Here is a 19,889-nt window from a genome sequence, read left to right on the forward strand (position 1 = left end):
ACCAGACGTCAACGGCACTGGGGAACGTCGACGGTCACGGCCGGCTCGTCGACGAGCGGCTGCACCGGGACCACGGCCGCGCCCCGCGCCGAGGTCGGTTCCAGGAACGTGTACTTCACGACCGCGGTCGCGCCGGGCTTGATCCGCAGCTGCGTCATCACATGCAGGTGCCCCAGTTCGGTCCCGGTGCCGTACAGCGGGGCCTGGCCGTCGACCGTGATCGTCTGCAGCACCGCGCCGTTGGTGAGGTTGGCGGTGAGGTTCGCGTAATTCGTACCCGGCCGGATCCGCTTGTCGGGGTTGCCGAGACCGCCGATCACGTACGCGGGCAACGACAGATCGGTCGCGGTGTTCGTCAGCGACACCGTCAGCGTGCTCTGGCGCATGTCACCGGTGCACGAGCCGGATTCGTAGCGCACCGCACGACGCAGGTAGTAGTCGATCTTGTTGCCGGCGAGGTTGCCGACGGTCACCTCGGCGTACGGAGCATCGGTCTGCGTGACCTCGTGGGCCAGGCCGGAACTCACCAGCAGCGCCTGCTCCTCGGGCCGCGTGCTGTAGACCATCAGGCGTCGCTCGTGCACGGCCCGGCCCAGGGCCTCGAGCACCCCACCGGTGTTGCCGCGGGCGGTGGTCAACGTGGTGATGGCCTTGCTCGCGATCTCCTGCAGGTAGGCCTTGCGCGCGGGGTTGTCACCGCCGAAACGCTTGTAGGAACTCGACAGGGTCACCTCCACCACGTTGTCGCCGGTGATGCTGTCGCCGTTGGACAGCGTGATCGGTCCGGTCGCCTTCAGCAGGTAGCTCAACGCGATCGGGTCGGTGGCCAACGCGCCGTCGAGTCGGGTGTTGGTCTGCTGGCGCCACATCGACATCCAGATCTGCGCGGCGTACGGGAAGTGCGGGCTCGCGTTGCTGTTGCGGTCATCGACGTAGGGACGGTTGATCGCGTAGTTGCTGTCGAACTCGGCGCCGAGATCGATGGGTCGCGCCGGGGCGCGCAGCGTGGAGTTCGGTCCGAGGTTGTCGACGTTGATCCGCCCGTTGCGTGCGCTGATCACAGCGTAAGCACCGAGAAGCCCACCGGTGGCACGCGATTCGGCCGGGGTCTGGAAGGCGAAGAAGTAGCGGCGCACGCCGTTGTTGCCCAGCATCGGGGGCAGCAGTTTCGCGGCGGTGTCCGTGCCGCGGATGAAGCGACTGGTCTTGGTGGTCTGGCCGACGAGCTGGTCGCGCGCGTCGGCGACGGTGGAGAACCACGACCCGTCGATGTCGGCGGCGCGGGCGTCGATGCGTTCGGCGACGTCGGCGATGGTGCCGAGCTTCGCCTCATTCTCGCCCAACAGGGTCGTGTTGATGCCCTTGTCCCCGGTGCGCAGCGTGGTGGGATCGAGGGTGGTCGCCAGGTCGGCGATGGGGCTCAGCACGTCCGTGGACAGGTCGGCGACCACATCGGAGATCTGCGCGACCGAGTCGAGCGGCGATCCGAGCCACGGGATGGCCGCCGCGGCCGACCACACGATGTTGTGGGTCTTGGATCGCGCCGACTCCGACGACGACTGCGCTTGCGCGGCGGCTGCTTTGGCCTTCGCGACGTCACCGTCGAGGACGGCGGCGCGGGCAGCGGTCGCCTGGGTGCGGGCGGTCTCGAGGTCACCCTTGGCCTTGTAGGCGAGGTATCCGAGGTAGAGCCCGACGACCACCAGCAGCACGATGATCGCCGCGAGGACCCACAGGATCCGGCGGCGCCGTCGCCGCGGGCGGGCGGGTGCGTCGGCAGATGGTGCGGTCATCGGTGTCCCCTGTTCGCGGTCGGTTCGTCGGTCGGTCCGCCCGGGCGGTCTGCGGCGGCGGCGATCTCGGACATGGCCATCGAGAGCATCTCACCGATCGCGCGCATCGTCGCGGGCTCGCCCATGTCGGCGTGTACGGCATCGACACGCTCGACGGTGACGCGGGCCGGTCCATCACGCCACCGGTCGACGGCTGCGTCGGTCGTGTCCGACGCCGCGACCATCACGAGGTCGGCGATCGGGGTGGGCGTGGGCGCGAACGCGGCCGCCGAGGCGGCGATCTCCTCGACACGTCGGGTGTAGGCGGCGAACCGTGTCGCGTCCGCTCGGCTCAGCGCCTCGGCGGTGTCGGGATCGATCGTGAGTGCCTCGGCACCGGCCTCGGCCACGTCGACACCGACGCGCGCGTCGAGCAACACCACGATGTCGACGGTCTCGCCGGCCACCGCGGCGAGGTGGGCCATCTCGTGCGCGACCTGCCCTCCCACCGACCAGCCACCGAATCGGTACGGCCCGTGCGGTTGTCGTGACCGGACGGCCTCGAGGTGTGCTGCGGCGAGCTCCGACACCGTCCTGGGTGAGGTGGGTGTCGTGTCGAGCAGGTCGGGCAGTTGCAGCCCGAACACCGGCCCGATCCCGGTGACCACCTCGGCCAACGGTCGGTACATCGACGCCACCCCGCTGGCCGGATGCACCATCCACAACGGGGTTTCTGCACGATCGGCGGGGTTAAGTGCCCGATCGACGGAGTTAACTGCCCGATCGACGGGGTTAAGTGCACGATCGACGGAGTTGAGTGCACGGTCGGCGGGGCTGAGGTCGATGACGTGGCTCAGCAGTGCGGCGATCTCGGCGGGGATGTCGGTGTCCGAGGCGACACCGGCGTCGATCGCCGCGGCGAGGGCGGCCGGGGTCGGGTGCGTGAACACCGCGGTCAGAGGTGGCGCCGAGAGCCCGCGCGACCGCAATTCGCTCGCCACCGACACCAGCTGCAGCGACGTGCCGCCGACAGCGAAGTAGTCGTCGTCGACGCCGATCGACGGGTTGTCGAGCACGTCGCGGAACACCGCGAGCACCGCGGTCTCGGTGGGGGTGGTCGGTGCGCCACCGCGTACCGCGTCCCACTGCGGCGCAGGCAGGACCGCGGTGTCGACCTTGCCGACCGGGCTCAGCGGTAACTGGTCGAGGTCGATGATCCGGGCGGGCACCATGTGCGCGGGCAACCGGTCGGCCACGGCGTTGCGGAGATCGCCGGGGCCACCCACCACGTACGACACCAGCACGTCACCGGCGGGTCCGGCGACCACCACCGTCGCGGCCTGTGCGGCGCCGGCAGCGACGAGTGCGGCGTTCACCTCGCCGGTTTCGACCCGCAGACCCCGGATCTGGCGCTGCCCGTCGGATCGGCCCTCGAAGGCCAACCCGGTCGCGGTGCGGCGCACACGGTCACCGGTGCGGTACATCCGGTCGCCGCCGGGTGTCGCGACGAACCGTGAGGCGGTGAGGCCCGCGTCGTGGTACCCCTGCGCCAGAGCCGGTCCCACCAGATACAGCTCACCGACGACACCGTCGGGAACCGGTCGCAGGTGGTGGTCGAGGACAAGTGACCCCACGGTGTCGTAACTGTCGCCGATGAGCACCGCATCCGCTCGCTTGTCGGTCGCCACCCAGTGCGTGGCGAAGATGGTTGCCTCGCTGGGTCCGTAGCCCACTTCGAAGCGCCGATCGACGTTCCATCGGTTCACCACGTCCGGGGTGACGGCGTCGCCGCCTGCCCAGATGGCCGTCACCCCTGCGAGAGGCGCGGGGTCGAGGGTCGCGAGGACGGCGGGGGTGACGAACAGGGCGGTGACACCGCGGTGCGCGAGTTCGGTGGTCCCCTCCTCGCCGCCGACACGGTCGGGCGACACGATCATCAGGCGGGCACCGACCGCGGTGGCCATCAGGATCTCCAGCAGCGCCGCGTCGAAACTGGGTGTCGCCATGTGTGCGACACGATCGTCGTACCCCAGCCCGAATGTCGCGGGGTCGGCATACAGCGAGAGCCCGCGGTGGGTGACCGACACCGCGTTGGGGGTGCCGGTACTGCCGGAGGTGAACACGATGTAGGCGGGCGCGTCCACCGGCACCGGCCGGGGCGCACTCACCGTGCGACGGCCGGCAGGTCTGGGCGGCAACGACATCGACACATCGCTCGATCCATCGCCGATCTCGACGCGGGCACCCACGATGTCGACCATCCGACGGATGCGATCGGTCGGGTAGCGGGGATCTATCGGCGCGTACGCGGCCCCGACGCGTGCCACCGCCCACATCGCGACCACCGACTCGGTCGATCGCTCCAGGCGTACCGCCACAACGTCCCCCGGGACCACCCCGGCACCGAGCAACGCGTCGGCGACCTCGTCCGACCACTGGTCGAGGTCGTCGTAGGTCAGCACCGTGGTGCCGTCGTCGAGGGCGACGGCGTGGGGGTGGTCGTGCACGGTGCGGGCGAGGATCTCGGCCAGAATCACCGGGTCGGCGATCGGCGGTACCGCGGCGAGCGCCGCGTGACGGGCGATCTGGCCGGCCGGTCTCAGGTCGATGTCGTCGACGGTCGCCGGACGGGCGTCGGTCCGGTCGAGCAGCGCGTCCATCTGCAGGAGTGCGCGCTGCCAGCGGTCGGCGATGTCGGCGATCCTGGCGTGGTCGAACAGGGCGGTCGAGTACGTCCAGACGGCGCCCACACTGTCCTCGCCGGCCGAGACGGTCAGCTGGAGATCGAATTCCGAGTCCGGCCCCGGTGATCCGTCGGCCGGGGCGAGCGCTCCGAGACCGGTCAGCCCGTCGGTGTCGACGAGCGAGATCATCACCTGCACGAGAGGGTGACGGCCCGCGTCGCGCGGGGGGTTGAGTGCGCCGACGATGGCGTCGAATCCGAGGAGTGTGTGGTCGAGCGCGGCCGCGTCGGTCGATCGCACCCGCCCGAGCGCGTCGCGCAGCGGTGTCCCCGCCGCGATCCGGGTGCGCAGCACCACGGTCGAGACGAACATGCCGACCATGCCAGCGGTCTCGGGGTGGCGCCGCGACGACACCGGGGCCCCGATGGCGACGTCGTCGGTGCCCGCCCACTGGCCGAGCACCAGCGCGAGTGCCGCGTGCAGCGTGCCGAAACGGGTGAGTCCGGTTGTGGCGCCGATGCGCTCGACCGCCGAGGCCACCTCTGCAGGGAGTTCCCGCACCACCATCGCGGTGTCGAGCGGACGGTCGCCGGTACGCGGCCGATCGGTGGGGAGGTCGAGGACGCCGGGGTGACCGTCGAGTGCAGTGGTCCAGAACGCGAGGTCGTCGGCGCGGCGGGCGTCGGCGGTGACCGCCTCCCACAGTGCGTGGCGCGGATACCCGACGTCGAGTGGTGGCAACCACCGGCCAACCATGGCGTCGCGCAGTTCGGCGGTGAGGATCGGTACCGATTCGCCGTCGATCGCGATGTGGTGGGCGACGACGAGCAGCACGCGGTGGTCGTTCCCGCCGATGAGCACCGCGCGTATCGGCGGGTCCGTCGAGATGTCGAACCCGCGTCGCAGCACCGTCGACACAGCCACGTCGAGATCGGTGATCGCGCCCATCTCCTCGACCTCGGGCCGAACGGTGCCGCGCACCACCGCGTACGGCCCGTCCGGGCCGTCGGGGTACACCGATCGCAGTGGCGCGTGTCGATCGGCGACCGCACGCAACGCCGACCGCACCCCGTCGGTGTCGACGCCGTCGGGCACCTCGACGACCAGCGGCACCACGTTCATCGACGACGTGCGTTCCAGCAGTCGGTCGACGAACCAGATGCGGCGCTGCGCCGAGGTGAGCGGGATCGGGTCACCGGTACGCGGCACGGGCATCGAGGACGGCGTGGCGCGGCCCGTCGTCTCGGCCCCCGACCGGGAGTCGAGTGCGCGGGCGAGTCCGCGGGCGGTGGGATCGTCGAACACCGCGGCCACCGAGACGCTCGCGCCGAGTCGCCGGTCCACCAGGGAGACGACCTGCGTCGCCGACAGTGAGGTGCCGCCGAGGGCGAAGAAGTCGTCGTCGGCGCCGACGTCGGACACCCGCAGCGACAGGACCTCGGCGAGGACCGCGCGCATCGCGGTGACGTCGTCGCCCGAATCCTCCTCGGGCCGTGCCACGATGGCGTCGGCGGCGCGGTGGGCGCCGGTGGGGCGCCGGGTGGGTGCCGAGGGGGATCCGACACGCAGCGGCGCGTCGGGATCACCGGCCGCGGCGTGTAGCTGGGCCACGATCTCGTCGAGCAGCGCGTGCGCCGTGGTCGGCGGGATCACCGCGGAGTGGATCACCGTGATCGACCACGGTTCACCAGGGCGTTGGGCGAGCACCACCTCGACGTCGAACTTGGCCGCCACCAGGGCGTCCGGGTCACCGGCGAGACGCACGCGCAGGCCGTCGACGGGCGCGTCGGTCCACACCGTCGAGTCGTCGAGAACGGCGCGGAGCTCCTGCTGCACCAGCAACACCGACACCAGCGGATCGCCGCGGCCGTGGTGACGCGGGCGCACCGCGCGGGCCACCGCGTCGTAGGGCACGTCGTCGTGGTCGGTGGCCGCGAGATCGGTGTCGCGCACACGGCGCAGCGTCGCGCGCAACGGATCATCGGGGGCGACCGCGGTCCGCAGCGCCACGGTGTTCACGAACATGCCGACCACCGGCTCCCAGGCCGGGTCGGATCGGCCGAGAACCGGTGCGCCGATGACGATGTCGTGCCGACCGGTCCACTGCGCCAGCACCGTCGCGAGGACGGCGTGCACGAGGTGGAACACCGACGCCGACTCGGCCTGCGCCACGGTGCGCATCCCGTCCATCACGGCGTCGTCGAGGTCGACCCAGGCGCGGCCCCCACCACCGGGTAGCGGGGTGGCCAGCCGACCGGGCAGGGCGACCGGGTCACCCGCTCCGGCGAGGGTGCGGGTCCAGTAGCGCATCTGGCGCGCGAACTCGGAGGTCTCGTCGGCGGGATCACCGAGCCGATCGAGCTGCCATCGGGTGAAGTCGGCGTAGGTCAGGGTGGTCAGCGGATCACGGCCGGGCCCGTCGGCGTAGGCGGAGACGAGTTCGGCCATCACGGTCCGCATCGACCAGCCGTCGATCGCGACGTGGTGCGTCGCGGCGACCAGCACCCATTCGGCCGCGTCGGTGCCCGCCGGGTCGACATGGAGGATCTCGGCGCGGAACGCCGGAGCACGGGTGAGATCGAAGGGCGCGGAGACGATCTCGGCGATCACCGCCGACACGGAGTCGCGTTCGACCTCGCGCACCGGGGGCGGCGTGACGGCATCGGTCGGCAGCACCTGCTGTCGGGGTCCGTCGGGGGTGTCGGGGTACACCGTGCGCAGGCTGTCGTGGCGTCGTTGTAGTTCGGCGACCGCGGTCCGCAGCGCCTCGACATCCAGGGCGCCGTCGATACGCAGCACCAGGGGCACGGTGTACGCGGTCGAGGTCGGGTCGATGCGGTGCAGGATCCACAGGCGCCGTTGCGGATACGACAGCGGCAGCGGACCGGTCACCTCCTGGTGCACCGGCACTCCGCTGCCGGCATCCGTGGTCGCGAGGGTCGGCGCGACATCGAGGAGCGCGGCGAGATCGGCCACGGTGCGCGCGTCGAACAGGTCGCGCACGCTCACGGTCCGTCCCGTGTGTTCGGCGAGACGCCCCACGACCCGCGTCGCCGACAGCGACGTACCGCCGAGCGCGAAGAAGTCCGAGCGCATGTCGATCTCGTCGGCCTCGACACCGATCACCTCGGCCCACACCTTCGCCACGGCGAGCTCGGTACCCGTGGTCGGCGGGTGCGATGCGGGGTCGGTGTCGAGCGCGGGCCGAGGTAGCGCGGCTCGGTCGAGTTTGCCCGACCCGGTGCGGGGGATCTCGTCGATCACCACGATCACCGCCGGCACCAGTGCGCGCGGCAGCATCTGCCGCAGTTCGGACCGCAGCGTGTCGGCGTCGAGTGCGTCGTGAATGTCGCGGTCGGCCATCACCCAGGCGGCGAGCACATCGGTGCCCGATCGGGTGCGGTGCAGGCCGGCGACGGCATCGGCCACCCCTGGCAGGCGGGTGAGAGCGGCGGTGATCTCGCCGGGCTCCACGCGCACCCCACGGACCGCGAGCTGGTCGTCGGCGCGACCGTCGATGACGAGGACGCCGTCGGCGGTGCGATGCACGAGGTCACCGGTGCGGTACATGCGGTCGGGCTGCCCGGGTGCGGCCCACGGATCGGCGACGAATCGCTCGGCGGTCAGATCGGGGCGGCCGAGATAACTTTGCGCCACGGCCGGTCCCGTGATGTACAGCTCGCCGACGGTGTGCGCGGGCACCGGCCGCAGCCGCGCATCCAGCACGCGGATGCCGACGCCCGGCAACGCACCACCGATCGTCACCGGCCCGCCGCCGACGGCGGTGTCGCCGGTGACCGCCACGGTGGTCTCGGTCGGTCCGTAGAAGTTGATCATCCGCCGGCCCGACGACCACGCCGCCGCGGTGTGCCGCGGCAGCGCTTCGCCACCGACGATCACCGCGCGCACCGCGGACAGGTCACCGGGATCGAGCGTCGAGAGCACCGACGGGGTGGAGAAGAAGGAGTCGACTCCGGACCGGGTGATGAGGTCGCGCAGCTCGTTCCCGCCGATCACCTCGGGCGGACAGATCACCACGCGCGCCCCGGCGGCGAAGGCCGGGAGGAGTTCGATGAGGTGGGCGTCGAAGGACGGCGAGTAGTTGTGCAGCACGACCGACGCGTCGGTCACCGCCGCGCGCTCGGTGACCGTCTCGACGAGCGGTCCGATGCCCCGATGGGTCACCTCGACACCCTTGGGGTCGCCGGTCGATCCCGACGTGTACGTCACGTAGGCGCGTGCGTCCGGTGGGACACGCGGTGGCGCATACCCGTTCGGTGAGGCGACCTCGTCGATCGGTATCCACCCGACGGTGTCGGCTCCGAGGTCGTCCGGTCGTGAGGCCGGGTCGTGCAGGACGGCTGCGACGCCCGAGTCGGAGAGGATGCGACGGCGACGAGCGGGCGGGTCGGCGGGATTGAGGTGCACGAACGCCGCACCGACACCCGCTGCGGCCCACATACCGATCACCGACCACAGCGACCGCGGCGCGTGGATCCCCACCAGATCACCCGGACGCACCCCGGCCTCGGTCAGGCGCGCACCGACACCCGCGGCGCGTGCGGCGAGCTCGGCGTACGTCACGTCCTCCCATTCGTTCCCTGACGCACCGGGTCCATCGATGCGCCAGGTCAGCGCGGCCCGGTCGGCGAACGTCACCGTCCCGGCCAGCATCTCCCCCAGAGTGGTTGCGGATACAGGCGAGCCGTCACGGTCGATGTCCCCGACGAGCAGATTCGCGACCGGCTCGTCGGACCGGGTGATCACGGCGGTGAGCAGCGTGGCGAGGTCATCGACGAGCCCTCGGGCCAGGTCGGTGTCGACGAGCGCGAGCCGGTGGAGCAGACGCAGCTGCAACGCCGAGCCCGCATCGGTGTCGACCGGCGCGAACAACACGTCGAGGCCGAATCGTGCCCGCGCCGAACCGATGTCGTCGCCCGCGAGCCGGGTGTCGCCGGTGGAGCTGACATCGGCGAGGAACACCGGGGTGATGGGGCGTCCGGCGGCGGTGCGGGAGGGGTCGGCGAGGTGCGCGATCTCGGCCGCGGGGAGGTCGGCGTGGGCGAACGATGCGAGGTCGGCGCCGGTGACCGCGGCGAGCAGGTCCGCGAACGTCCGCTCCACATCGACGGTGGTGCGCAGCGGCACGGTGCGCGCGAACATTCCCACGGTGTGCACCAGGTTCTCGTGCACACGCCCCGAGGTGGCGGTGCCGATCACGATGTCGTCGGTGCCGGATCGTCGCGCGAGCAGGGCGGCCAACGCAGTGTGCACGGTCATGAACAGCGTGGTGTGATGCGCGGCGGCGAAGGCGCGCAACGCAACGTGGGTGCGCGCGTCGATCTGGGTGCTGACCACCGAGCTCTCGGTGAGGTGCTGCCCTCGGACGCTGTCGTCACCGAGACCCGGCAGGCGCAGCGGCGTGACCGGTGTCGCGAACGTCGTCGACCAGAATCGCGTCAGGACCGCACGGCGGGCGGCGAGGGAGTGCGTGAACCATGTGGTGTACGAGGCGAAGTCGAGTGCCTCGGGCAGCGCGGCACCGGGCGTCTGGAGGAGGGTGCGGAGCTCCGATTCGATGAGGGCGATCGAGTGGCCGTCGCCCGCGATGTGGTGGATGGCCGCACCGAGGAGACGCTGCGGCGGCGTTACCGCGTCTTCGGGCACCTCGGCGACCAGCACCCGCCAGGGCACCTCGGTCGCGAGATCGAACGGTCGGTGCAACTGCGCGACCGCCTCGTCGAGGTCGGTCACCGGTGTGGGTGTGAGGTCGGGAAGCACCGCCTCGGTCGACCAGAGCCGTTGGTGCGGCCCGTCGGCGTCGGCGGGGTAGCTGGTGCGCAGGGCGTCGTGACGGTCGATGACGGCCCGTACGGCGTGGGCGATGCGGTCGGCGTCGCCCGCGACGTCCACCGAGGTCAGCGGCACCAACGTCGCCAGGTGGTAGCCGGTGTCGGTCGGGTCGAGCTGCCACTCCGACCAGATCTCCTCCTGCTGCGGGGTCAGCGGCAGCCGCTCGGGGCGCGCAACGGGGACGGGCGGTGTCCCGATGTCGACGGCGTCGGCGCGGGGCCGGTCGACCAGTGTCGCGAGCATGGCGATGGTGGGGTGTTCGAACACAGCGCGCACCGAGACCGACGCCCCGATGTCGGTGAGTGCGGCCGCCAACCGCGCGGCCGACAGCGAGTTGCCGCCGAGTTCGAAGAAGTTGCTGTCGGCGGTCAGTGTGCCGGGGGTCGGGCCGTCGGGGGTGTCGAGGCCGGTGACGTCGGCGACCACGGCCGCGACGACCGCTTCGGTGGCGGTCAGCGGCCGGGCATCGACACCTGTCGCGGCGAGATCGTCGAGAAGTGCTGCGGTGTCGAGCTTCCCCGACGTCGTCAGCGGCCAGTCGGTCACCTCGACCACGGTGGCGGGCACCAGATGTGCGGGGAGGGTCGCCGCGCACCTCTCGGCCACCGCCGCGGTGTCGATGGCGGCGGCCCCGAGATCGGGCCGCGCGGGCGCGTGATCGGGGTGGGCGATCACGAAGGCGACGAGCGTCTCCTCGCCGCGGCGCACGCCGGGCCGCAGCACCACACGGACGTCGGCCACCTGCGGGTCGGCGCGCACCGTGGCGATCACCTCGCCGAGTTCCACGCGGTGACCGCGCAGTTGGACCTGCTGATCGACACGGCCGAGGTATTCGATGGTGGTGGCGTCGACGCGCCGGACGTGGTCTCCGGTGCGGTACATCCGCGATCCGGGTACTCCGACGGGGGCGGCGACGAATCGGGTTGCGGTCAGCGGGGTGTCATCAAGGTATCCCGCCGCGACTTGTGCGCCCGTCACGTACAGCTCGCCGCGGGCGCCGAGGGGAACCGGTCGCAGTCGGCGGTCGAGCACGTGCAGTCCGACACCCGGCAGCGCGTCGCCGATGAGGCTGCGACGGTCGTCGGTCCGTACGCGGCCGTGCGTGAGATGCACCGTGGTCTCGGTGATCCCGAACATGTTCAGCAATCCCACGTTCGGGTGGCGGATGCGCCAGTCGGCGAGGGCCGCGGGCATCAGCGCCTCGCCGCCGAACACCACCCAGCGCAGATGGCCGAACGGGTCGGTGTCGGTGGGCAGCGCGGTATCGAGGTCGGTGAGGCGGGTGAACGCCGTCGGTGTCTGGCTGAGGACCGTCACGCGATGGGTCTCGAGGGTGAGGGCGAACTCCGCCGGTTCGCGCGCGACGTCGGCGTCGATGACCACCAGCGATCCTCCGGTGACCAACGGCGCGAACATCTCCCACACCGAGAAGTCGAACGCCGGGGAGTGGAACCACGTCCACACGTCGTCGGGGCCGGCGTCGATGGTGCCGGGGGCGGCGGCGAGCATCGCGGCCAGGTTGCCCCGCGTGACCACCACACCCTTCGGTGTGCCGGTCGATCCCGAGGTGTAGATGACGTAGGCGGGCAGGTCCGCACCGAGAACGTCAGGTGCCGCAGGGCGCGGGTGCGCGGCCTCGATCGTCACGGTGGCGCCGAGCATCACGACGGCGTCTGCGCCCGAATGCCGTTCGGGACGGACGGTCACCACCGCGTCGGGCTGCGAGGCTGCGCGGATCAGGTCGATGCGCCCGCTCGGGTAGTCGCTGTCGATCGGGACCAAGCATGCTCCGAGCTCGAGGACCGCGACCGCCAGCGCGACGGCCGCCGGGGTCCGTGGCGACACCACCGCCACCCGACTCCCGACGCCGATACCGTTGCGCCGCAGGGCTGCCGCACCGGAGTCCACGGCGTCGACCAGGTCGCGATAGGACACCTGCGTGGTGCCGTGCAGGATCGCGGGGTGGTCGGGCTGCTGATCGGACCATCGACGGATCGCGTCGACCGGGTCGGTCGTCGGCACAGCGGGGAGATCGGTCATCGGCGTATCGACGGCGACTCCGTCGAGCACCTCGAGCATCGATGCGGTCGCATCGGTCTCGGCCAGCGCCGCGAGTGTGCCGGTGAGGTGACGCAGGATGCGTTGTGCCGCACCGAGGTCGACGTGCCAGGTCCCGACGGTCAGCGTGATGGCGAGACCCGCGTCGGCGCCGCGGTCGGTGACGCTGAACTCCAACGGGACCCGGGCGTGCGGCACCCGGATCGGGGTCACGGCGCGCACGAACGAATCCTGCGACCCGATGCGCGCGGTCGGCTCCATGTCCTGCTGCGCGAAGGCGAGCAGCACGTCGAGGTAGGGGTCGGTGTCGGTGGTGCGTGCGGGCGACAGGACGCTGATGATCTCCTCGTACGAGATCGCGCTGTGGGCAACGGCATCGGCGAGGAGCGCGGTGCTCGCGGCGAGAGCCGATGTCACCGGGGTGTCTGTGCCGACTCGGGATCGGAGCACCACCATGCGGACGTACATGCCCACGCCCGAGAGGTCACCGGCGGTGTCGCGGCCGGCGGTGGGCGTACCGATCACGATGTCGTCGGCGCCGGTGAACGTCGCGAGCGTGTACGCCAGCGCGGTGTGCACCACGTGGAACACGGTGGTCCCGGTGTTCTCGGCGAGCCGCTCGATCCCCGCGTGCACGCCCGGGGCGATGGTGGTGTCGATGTGCTCGGCCGGTTCGGGACCGGAACGATCGGTGGGTGCCGACGCCGGTCGCGGCAGCGAGAAGTGGATGGGCGCGTCGTCGAGGACGGCCCGCCAGTGGTCGAGTTGCGCGGCGCGCACGGGGTCGGCCACGGACCGCGTCGCGTGATCGCGGTAGCCGGCGGCAGGCCCGTCCCACACAGGCGGATGACCAGCCGCTCGCGCCTGCAGCGCCCGGTCGAGGTCGCCCGCGATCACCTGCAGCGACCATCCGTCGGCCACGGCGTGGTGCACCACCACCGCCAGGGCCAGGTGGGGCACGCCGTCGGTGACTGCGAAAGCACGCACCCGCCAACCGACATCGGCGGAGAGGTCGAAGGGCGCCAGAGCGAAGCGGCGAGCCGCGTCGGGGAGGTCGGCGGCGGCGATCGCGGTCGGCGTCGTGAGTTCGTGACGCGCCTGTTCCTGGATGGCGGCCGGCTCGCCGATCGTGGCGAGCGGGATCCCGTCGCGCTCGGAGATGGTCGTGCGCAGGGCGTCGTGTCGGGCGATGACGTCGCCCAGGGCGGCGGCGACCGTCGCCGGGTCCACGTCTGCGTCGAGCTCGACGAGTGCGGGCAGGTGGTACACGGTCGACACCGGGTCGACGCGGTTGAGGACCCACAGGCCCTGCTGTTGCGGGCTGGGGCGATAGTCGCCGGTCGGGACGGTGTCGTCGACGGCGTGTCGGACAGGGGCATCGGCCAGGGCGGCCGCGAGCGCACGGACAGACGCCGCACGAGCGATGGTCGCGATCGGGACCTGCCGGCCGGTCGACTCGGCCAGCACCACCGCGATGTGCATGTACGACAACGAGTTCGCACCGAGCTCGACCAGCGAGCGGTCGATGTCGATGTCGGCCGGGGCGATCTCGAGCACGTCACCGATCGCCGTCGTCACGGCGCGGAGGTCGGTGTCGGCGACCGGTGTCATCGGAGCCGAGTCGACGCCGGCCGGATCCGCCGCCGGCAACCGCGACCGGTCGAGCTTGCCCGAGGACGTGACCGGCCACTCGTCGAGGACGATCACCGCGGCGGGCACCTCATGGGTCGGCAGGACCGAGGCCAGCGCGTCACGGATCCGCTCGGGCCGCACCGTCGCACCCGCCGCAGCGATCACGTAGGCGGTGAGGACTCCCCCGTCGGGTCGGTGCGGATCGCGGACGATCACCTCGGAGTCAGCGACCTCGCCGAGTGCCCGTGCCGCAGCTGCGACGGCGCCGAGTTCCACCCGGAACCCACGGAGTTGCACCTGGTTGTCGAGTCGGTCGCCGTATTCGATCCCGGCGTCGAGGGTCTGGCGGACGCGGTCACCGGTCCGGTACATGCGGTCGCCGGGGGCACCGAACGGGTCGGCGACGAAACGCGACGCGGTGAGCGCCTGCCGGTCGAGGTACCCGTCGGCGAGCTGCGGACCGGTGATGTACAGCTCGCCCCACACGCCGCGCGGGACGTGGCGCAACCAGCGGTCGAGGACGCTCACCCCCATCGCACCGATCGGGGCACCGATGAGCGACCGTGCGTCGGCGGTGTCGACAGCGGCGGCGGTGACGTGCACCGCGCCCTCGGTGATGCCCCAGAGGTTGTCCAGGCGGACGGCGTCACCGAACCGGACCGCGAAGTCCGCGATGCGCGAGGGGCGCAGCGCTTCTCCCCCGAACACGATCTGCCGCAACGCCGCGGGACCGACCGGCTGCGCCACCGCCTGCACCGCGAGCGGCGTGAAGGCCGACGGTGTCTGCGACAGCACCGTCACTCCGTCAGCGATCACCTGCGTCCACAGTGCCGCGGGGTCTGCGGCGGTGTCGGCGTCGATGAGCACCACCGAAGCCCCGGCGTGCCAGGCGGCGAACACCTCGAAGACCGAGAAGTCGAACGACAGCGAATGGGTGCAGGAGAAGACGTCGGTGGCGCGGTAGCCGTACAGGGCGTTCGTGGCTTCGAGCATTCCGACGACGCCGCGGTGCGAGACGGTGACGCCCTTGGGTGGACCGGTGGTCCCCGACGTGTAGATCACGTAGGCGGCGGCGACGGCGTCGACCAGGTGCGAGACCGTCTGTGCCGCTGCGTCGATGGCGTCGCGGATGGTGACCCGTGGGTAGGCGACGTCGATGGAGCTGTCGGTCGCGGCGGTCACCAGTACCGCCGAGGGGCGGCAGTCGCGCAGCAGGGTGTCGACGCGGGCACGCGGCAGCGCCACGTCGATGGGCACGAACGCCGCACCCGCCATCAGCACGGCGAGGTGACCGATCAGGGCAAGGCGGGTACGTCCCGCGGCGACTGCCACGCGGTCCCCGGCCACGACTCCGGCCGCCGCGAGGTCGCCGGCGAGACTCGCTGCGGCATCGACCAGTTCTGCGTAGGTGACGACGGTGCCACCGGATCGGATCGCCGGCGCGTCGGGGTGCTGTCGCGCCGATCGGCGCACGACGTCGACGAGGCTGAGATCGGAGACAACGCCTGACGGACCCCGCGCAACCGTGTCACCGGGTAGCGCTTCGTGCAGCCGTCGATGTGGGTCGACAGCCATCTGGTTCACCACCGACGACAACGCGTCCAGCAACGTGTTCACCAGGTCGCCGGAGAACAGGTCGGCGCGGTAAGTCAGCGACACCGCGACACCGTCACCGCGACGATCGAGGTTCCACTGCAGCGGGACGCGGGCGTGCGTCGCCGGTTCCTCGGTCACCGTGACCGACACGCCGCCGAGGTCGAGGGCGTCGCGCGGTGTCTCGCGGTAGCTGATGAGGACGTCGGTCAGCGGCGCCTCGGTCACGTCGCGACCGGGCTCGACCGCGCGAGCCACATCGCCGAACGGGGTTGCACTGTGGCGCTGGGCCGCTCGCAGCTGTGCTGCGGTGGTCTCGGCCAGCGCCGCCAGGGTGGTCTCGGCGGGCACGCGGGTGCGCACCACGATGGGGTTGGCGAACATGCCGACGGCGGGTCGCGCGGGCAGCAGGTCTCGTCCGGCGTGGGCGACGCCGATCCACACGTCGTCGGTGCCGGTGTAGCGGGCGGTGACCGCGGCGATCGCGGCGTGCAGGTGGCTGTAGACGCCGCGGCCCAGGTGGTCGAGCACTGCGTCGCCCACGTGGGTCGACACGACGGCCGCGGGTCGTCGGCCCGTCACCGACGGTGGCATGTCGACGGGCAGTCGGGGTCGCTCAGCGCGCGCCGCCAACTGCGTTGTCCACCAGTCGAGATCTGCGGCCCCGTCGTGCTGGGCGAGGAGGTGGGTGGCGTCTGCGTACTGGAGCGCCCGGGCGGTGAACGTCGGGGCGCGGCCGACGACACGCGCCGCGAACGACTCGGCGAGGTCGTCGATCAGCACGTCGATCGATCGGTCGTCGATGAGGATGTGGTGGATCGCGATGTCGACGCGGACGCGGTTGTCCGTCGCGGTGTCGACGTCGTGGACGGCCACCCGTGCCGGGATGGTCGCGGTGGGGTCGAGCACGTCGGCGACGTCGGGCCGAGACGCCGCCATGATCTGCTCGAGTGCCGCGTCGGGGTCGATGACGTCCTGCCACAGCGTCGCCGAACCGACCCGCACGATGGTGCGCAGCGCCTCATGTCGTGAGACCACGTCGGCGATCACCGCGCGCACGATCTCCGCGTCGACACCGGGGCCGCTGATCTCGAGGCTGCCGCGGAGCACGTTGGCCGTCGAGTCGGGATCGGTGCGGGCGTCGATGACGAGCGCGGTCTGCTGCGGCGATGCCGGTGGCTGTGAGGGCCGTGCGAACTCCACTCCCCCATCGACAGCGCGGTCGCTGATTGCAGCGGCGAGGTCGGCCGGCGTGGTCGCCTGCAGGACGTCGCGCACGGCCACCGTGGTGGCGAGGCGCTCGGACAGGGCGCTCGCGATCTGCGCTGCGTTCAGCGACGTCGCGCCGAGTTCGATGATGTCGGCGAGCACCGACGGGGTCGAGATGCCGAGGGTGTCGGCGATGGCGTCGGCGACCGCGGTCTCGACCCGACTCCGTGGTGGCTGATGCGCTTCGTCGAGCTGTGAAGCCGGCGAAAGAAGTTGTGCGCGATCGACCTTACCGGTGCTGGTGACAGGGAGCTGGTCGACGGTCATGATCCGCGACGGCCACATCGCTGGCGGGAGGCGGGTGGCGAGGTGGCGTCGCACCCGCGATCGCATCACGCCTCCGGTGACCGCCGTCGCGATGTGGAGGGTGATGGTGCCGTCGGCGATGACCGCGGCCGCCGCCCGGACACCGGTGAGTCCGGTTGCGGCGAGTTCGATCTCGGCCGGTTCCACACGGACGCCGCGGATCTGGACCTGGTCGTCGGTGCGGCCGATGTAGCGCAGTGACCCTGTGTCATCCCAGGCCGCGATGTCGCCGGTGCGATACATCCGGGTGCCCTCACTCCACAGGCAGGGGACGAAGCGAGTCGCGGTGAGCGACGAGTCGCCTCGATACCCCTGCGCCAGGGCCGGGCCGGCGAGGTACAGCTCACCGGCGGCGCCGGCCGGCACCGGTTGCAGCGCGGTGTCGAGCACGTAGGCGCGCATCGCGGTGACGGGGCGTCCGATGGCGGGCGCGTCGGCGGGGGCGTTGGGGTCGGTCACCGCATCCGACGGCGCGAGCGGCGCGCCGGCGGTGGCCATGACGGTGGCCTCGGCGGGTCCGTAAAGGTTGACCATGGTGCGGCCTGGCGACCACTGGCGAACGAGTGCGGTCGACAGTGCCTCGCCCGCGGTGAGCAGCACTCGCAGTTGGCTGTGCGTGGCGAACTGCGCAGGCACAGTGGACAGGACGCTGGGGGTCACGACGGCGTGGGTCACCGCGTTCGCGGTCAGGTGGTCGGCGAGCGCGGCACCGATCACCGTTCCCGGTGGGGCCGGGACGAGGCGTCCGCCGAGAGCGACCGCCAGCAGGTGTTCGAAGTAGGTGGCGTCGAAGGTCGGGGATGCGAGTTGCGCGACGACGGCGTCGTGCCCGTCGTCGAATCGCGCCGCGAGGTCGGCGGTCAGCGCGGCGAGACCGCGATGGGTGACCGCAACACCTTTCGGGGTGCCGGTGGTTCCCGAGGTGTAGACGATGTAGGCGACGTCGTCGATGTGTGGTTCCGACGAGTTCGCGCCAACCGACGGTTCGGTGGTGCTCCACATCTCGATGTCATCGGTGGTCACTGTCACGATGGGCGCTGCGTCGGCGAGAATTGTCTCGCTGCGGATCGGGGGCAGGTCAGGATCGAGCAGGAGGATCGACGCACCGGTACGAGCGACGGCCCACAATGCGCGGGCCTGTGCGGTGCCCCGACCGGTGGCGATCGCGACCGTGGCCCCGGGGCGAGCTCCTCGCTCACGAAGATGCCCCGCGATGCGGTCGGCATCACGAGCGAGTTCGGTGTAGCTCCAGCTGCGTTCGCCGTCAGCGAGTGCGATCGATGGGCCATGTGTCGCAGCGGCGTCGGCGAGGATCTGCGGGAGCGTGCGCGGTGGCGGCCCGCTCGGTCCGGTGACCGAGACGAGGTCGAAACGTTGCTCGTCGGTGAGCAGTGGGAGCGACGCGACGGTGCGGGTGGGTGCGGTGACCAGCGCGTCGGCCACTGTGCCGATCATCCGGAGGATGCGTTGATGGTGTGCCGCGGTCTCGGTGTCGGTGTAGCGCCGGGGGTTGGTGTCGAGGTCGAGTTGGATGTCGATGGTCTCGTCGGGTGCGACGCGGTAGTAGAGGGTGAGCGCGAGGTCGTCGACGGGTCCGGTGGTGACGATCTGGATGGTGCCGACGGCGTCGCCGAAACGCACCGACGGTTCGAAGAGCATGAGGTTGAGGACCGGTCCGCTGACGCCGGGCGCGAGACCCAGGGACGAGGCGTCAGGTTGCTGGTCTCGGAGCATGTCCTCGTAGCGGTAGCGCTGATGTCGAAGCGCGCCGATCATCGAGGACTGTGTGGCGGCGAGGACGTCGAGGACGGAGTCGGCGGTGGCCACCGGGACGCGGATGGGCGCGATGTTCGACACCGGAAGCGTCGCGGTGCGCAGCGCCGCCGTGGTTCGCGCGGCGACGGGCAAGGCGATGACGACGTCGTCCTGAGAGGTCATGCGAGCCGTGTACACAGCGAGTGCGGTGGCGATGATCGCGGGAAGCGATGTGCGGTGGAGCGTTTCGGCGTCGCGGAGGGTGGCGAGTGTCGTCCGGTTGATGATGTCGCTGACGTGGCGGGTGGTCGCCGCCGGCCGCGCGCTTCGGCGCGACAGACTCACCGGCGCGGGCAGGCCGGCCAGTTGTGTGCGCCAGTATGCGGCGTCACGGTCGCGTCGCGGGGACCGCTGGTAATCGACGTCGGCGGCAAGTGCTGCCGAAAGATCCACCGGCGGTGGATAGGTCGGCTCGCGGCTGGCGAGGGCGTCGCTGTAGATCGATGCCCAGGTGTTGAAGGCGGTGATGCCGGTGACGCCGTCGGCGAGGGTGTGGTGGCTGCGGGTGTAGACGAACAATCGGTCGTCGGCGATCTGCAGGTAGGCGAACCGCACCAGTCGATCGGTGAAGAGATCAGGGCGGGTGGCGGCGTCGGCGACCATCCAGTCCCATGCAGCACTTTCGGGATCGGCGGCATCCCGGAAGTCGAGACGGTCAGCACCCATCCACAGGTCAGGGTCGTGAACGAGAACCGGACCGGCTTTGGATCGTTCGAAGCGCGACGACATGACGAGCATGCGGTCGAAATACCGTCGACCGACGCGATCGATCGTCACGATGTCCGCCGGACCTCGCAGGTCCAGGTATTGAGCGACGTTGACGGGTCCGTCAGGCAGTGACTCCTGGAGATCCCACAGCGCCTGCTGGGCCCGGGTCAGCGTTTGCCGCTGCGCGCCAGGCACACTC

The 19,889-nt window shown here is 71.2% G+C and carries 2 protein-coding genes; both read right to left on the reverse strand.

All coding sequences use genetic code 11. From position 1 onward, the window contains the following. Window positions 1-8: 8 nt before the first annotated feature. A complete protein-coding gene (locus tag ASG12_RS18710; protein WP_055792955.1) occupies window positions 9-1,793 on the reverse strand; it encodes a DUF4012 domain-containing protein in 1,785 nt (594 codons plus the stop codon). Then, window positions 1,790-19,885 (reverse strand): non-ribosomal peptide synthetase, encoded by an 18,096-nt coding sequence (locus ASG12_RS18715; RefSeq protein WP_055792958.1) that lies wholly within the window; start codon window positions 19,883-19,885, stop codon window positions 1,790-1,792. The genes ASG12_RS18710 and ASG12_RS18715 overlap by 4 nt, the downstream gene beginning before the upstream one ends. Window positions 19,886-19,889: the final 4 nt, after the last annotated feature.

Source organism: Williamsia sp. Leaf354, assembly GCF_001424365.1.
Classification (GTDB): Bacteria; Actinomycetota; Actinomycetes; order Mycobacteriales; family Mycobacteriaceae; genus Williamsia_A.

What these genes read in the sequence shown, in the direction of transcription:
- ASG12_RS18710 (WP_055792955.1), bottom strand. Translation starts at nt 1,793, where the DNA reads ATGACCGCACCATCTGCCGACGCACCCGCCCGCCCGCGGCGACGGCGC.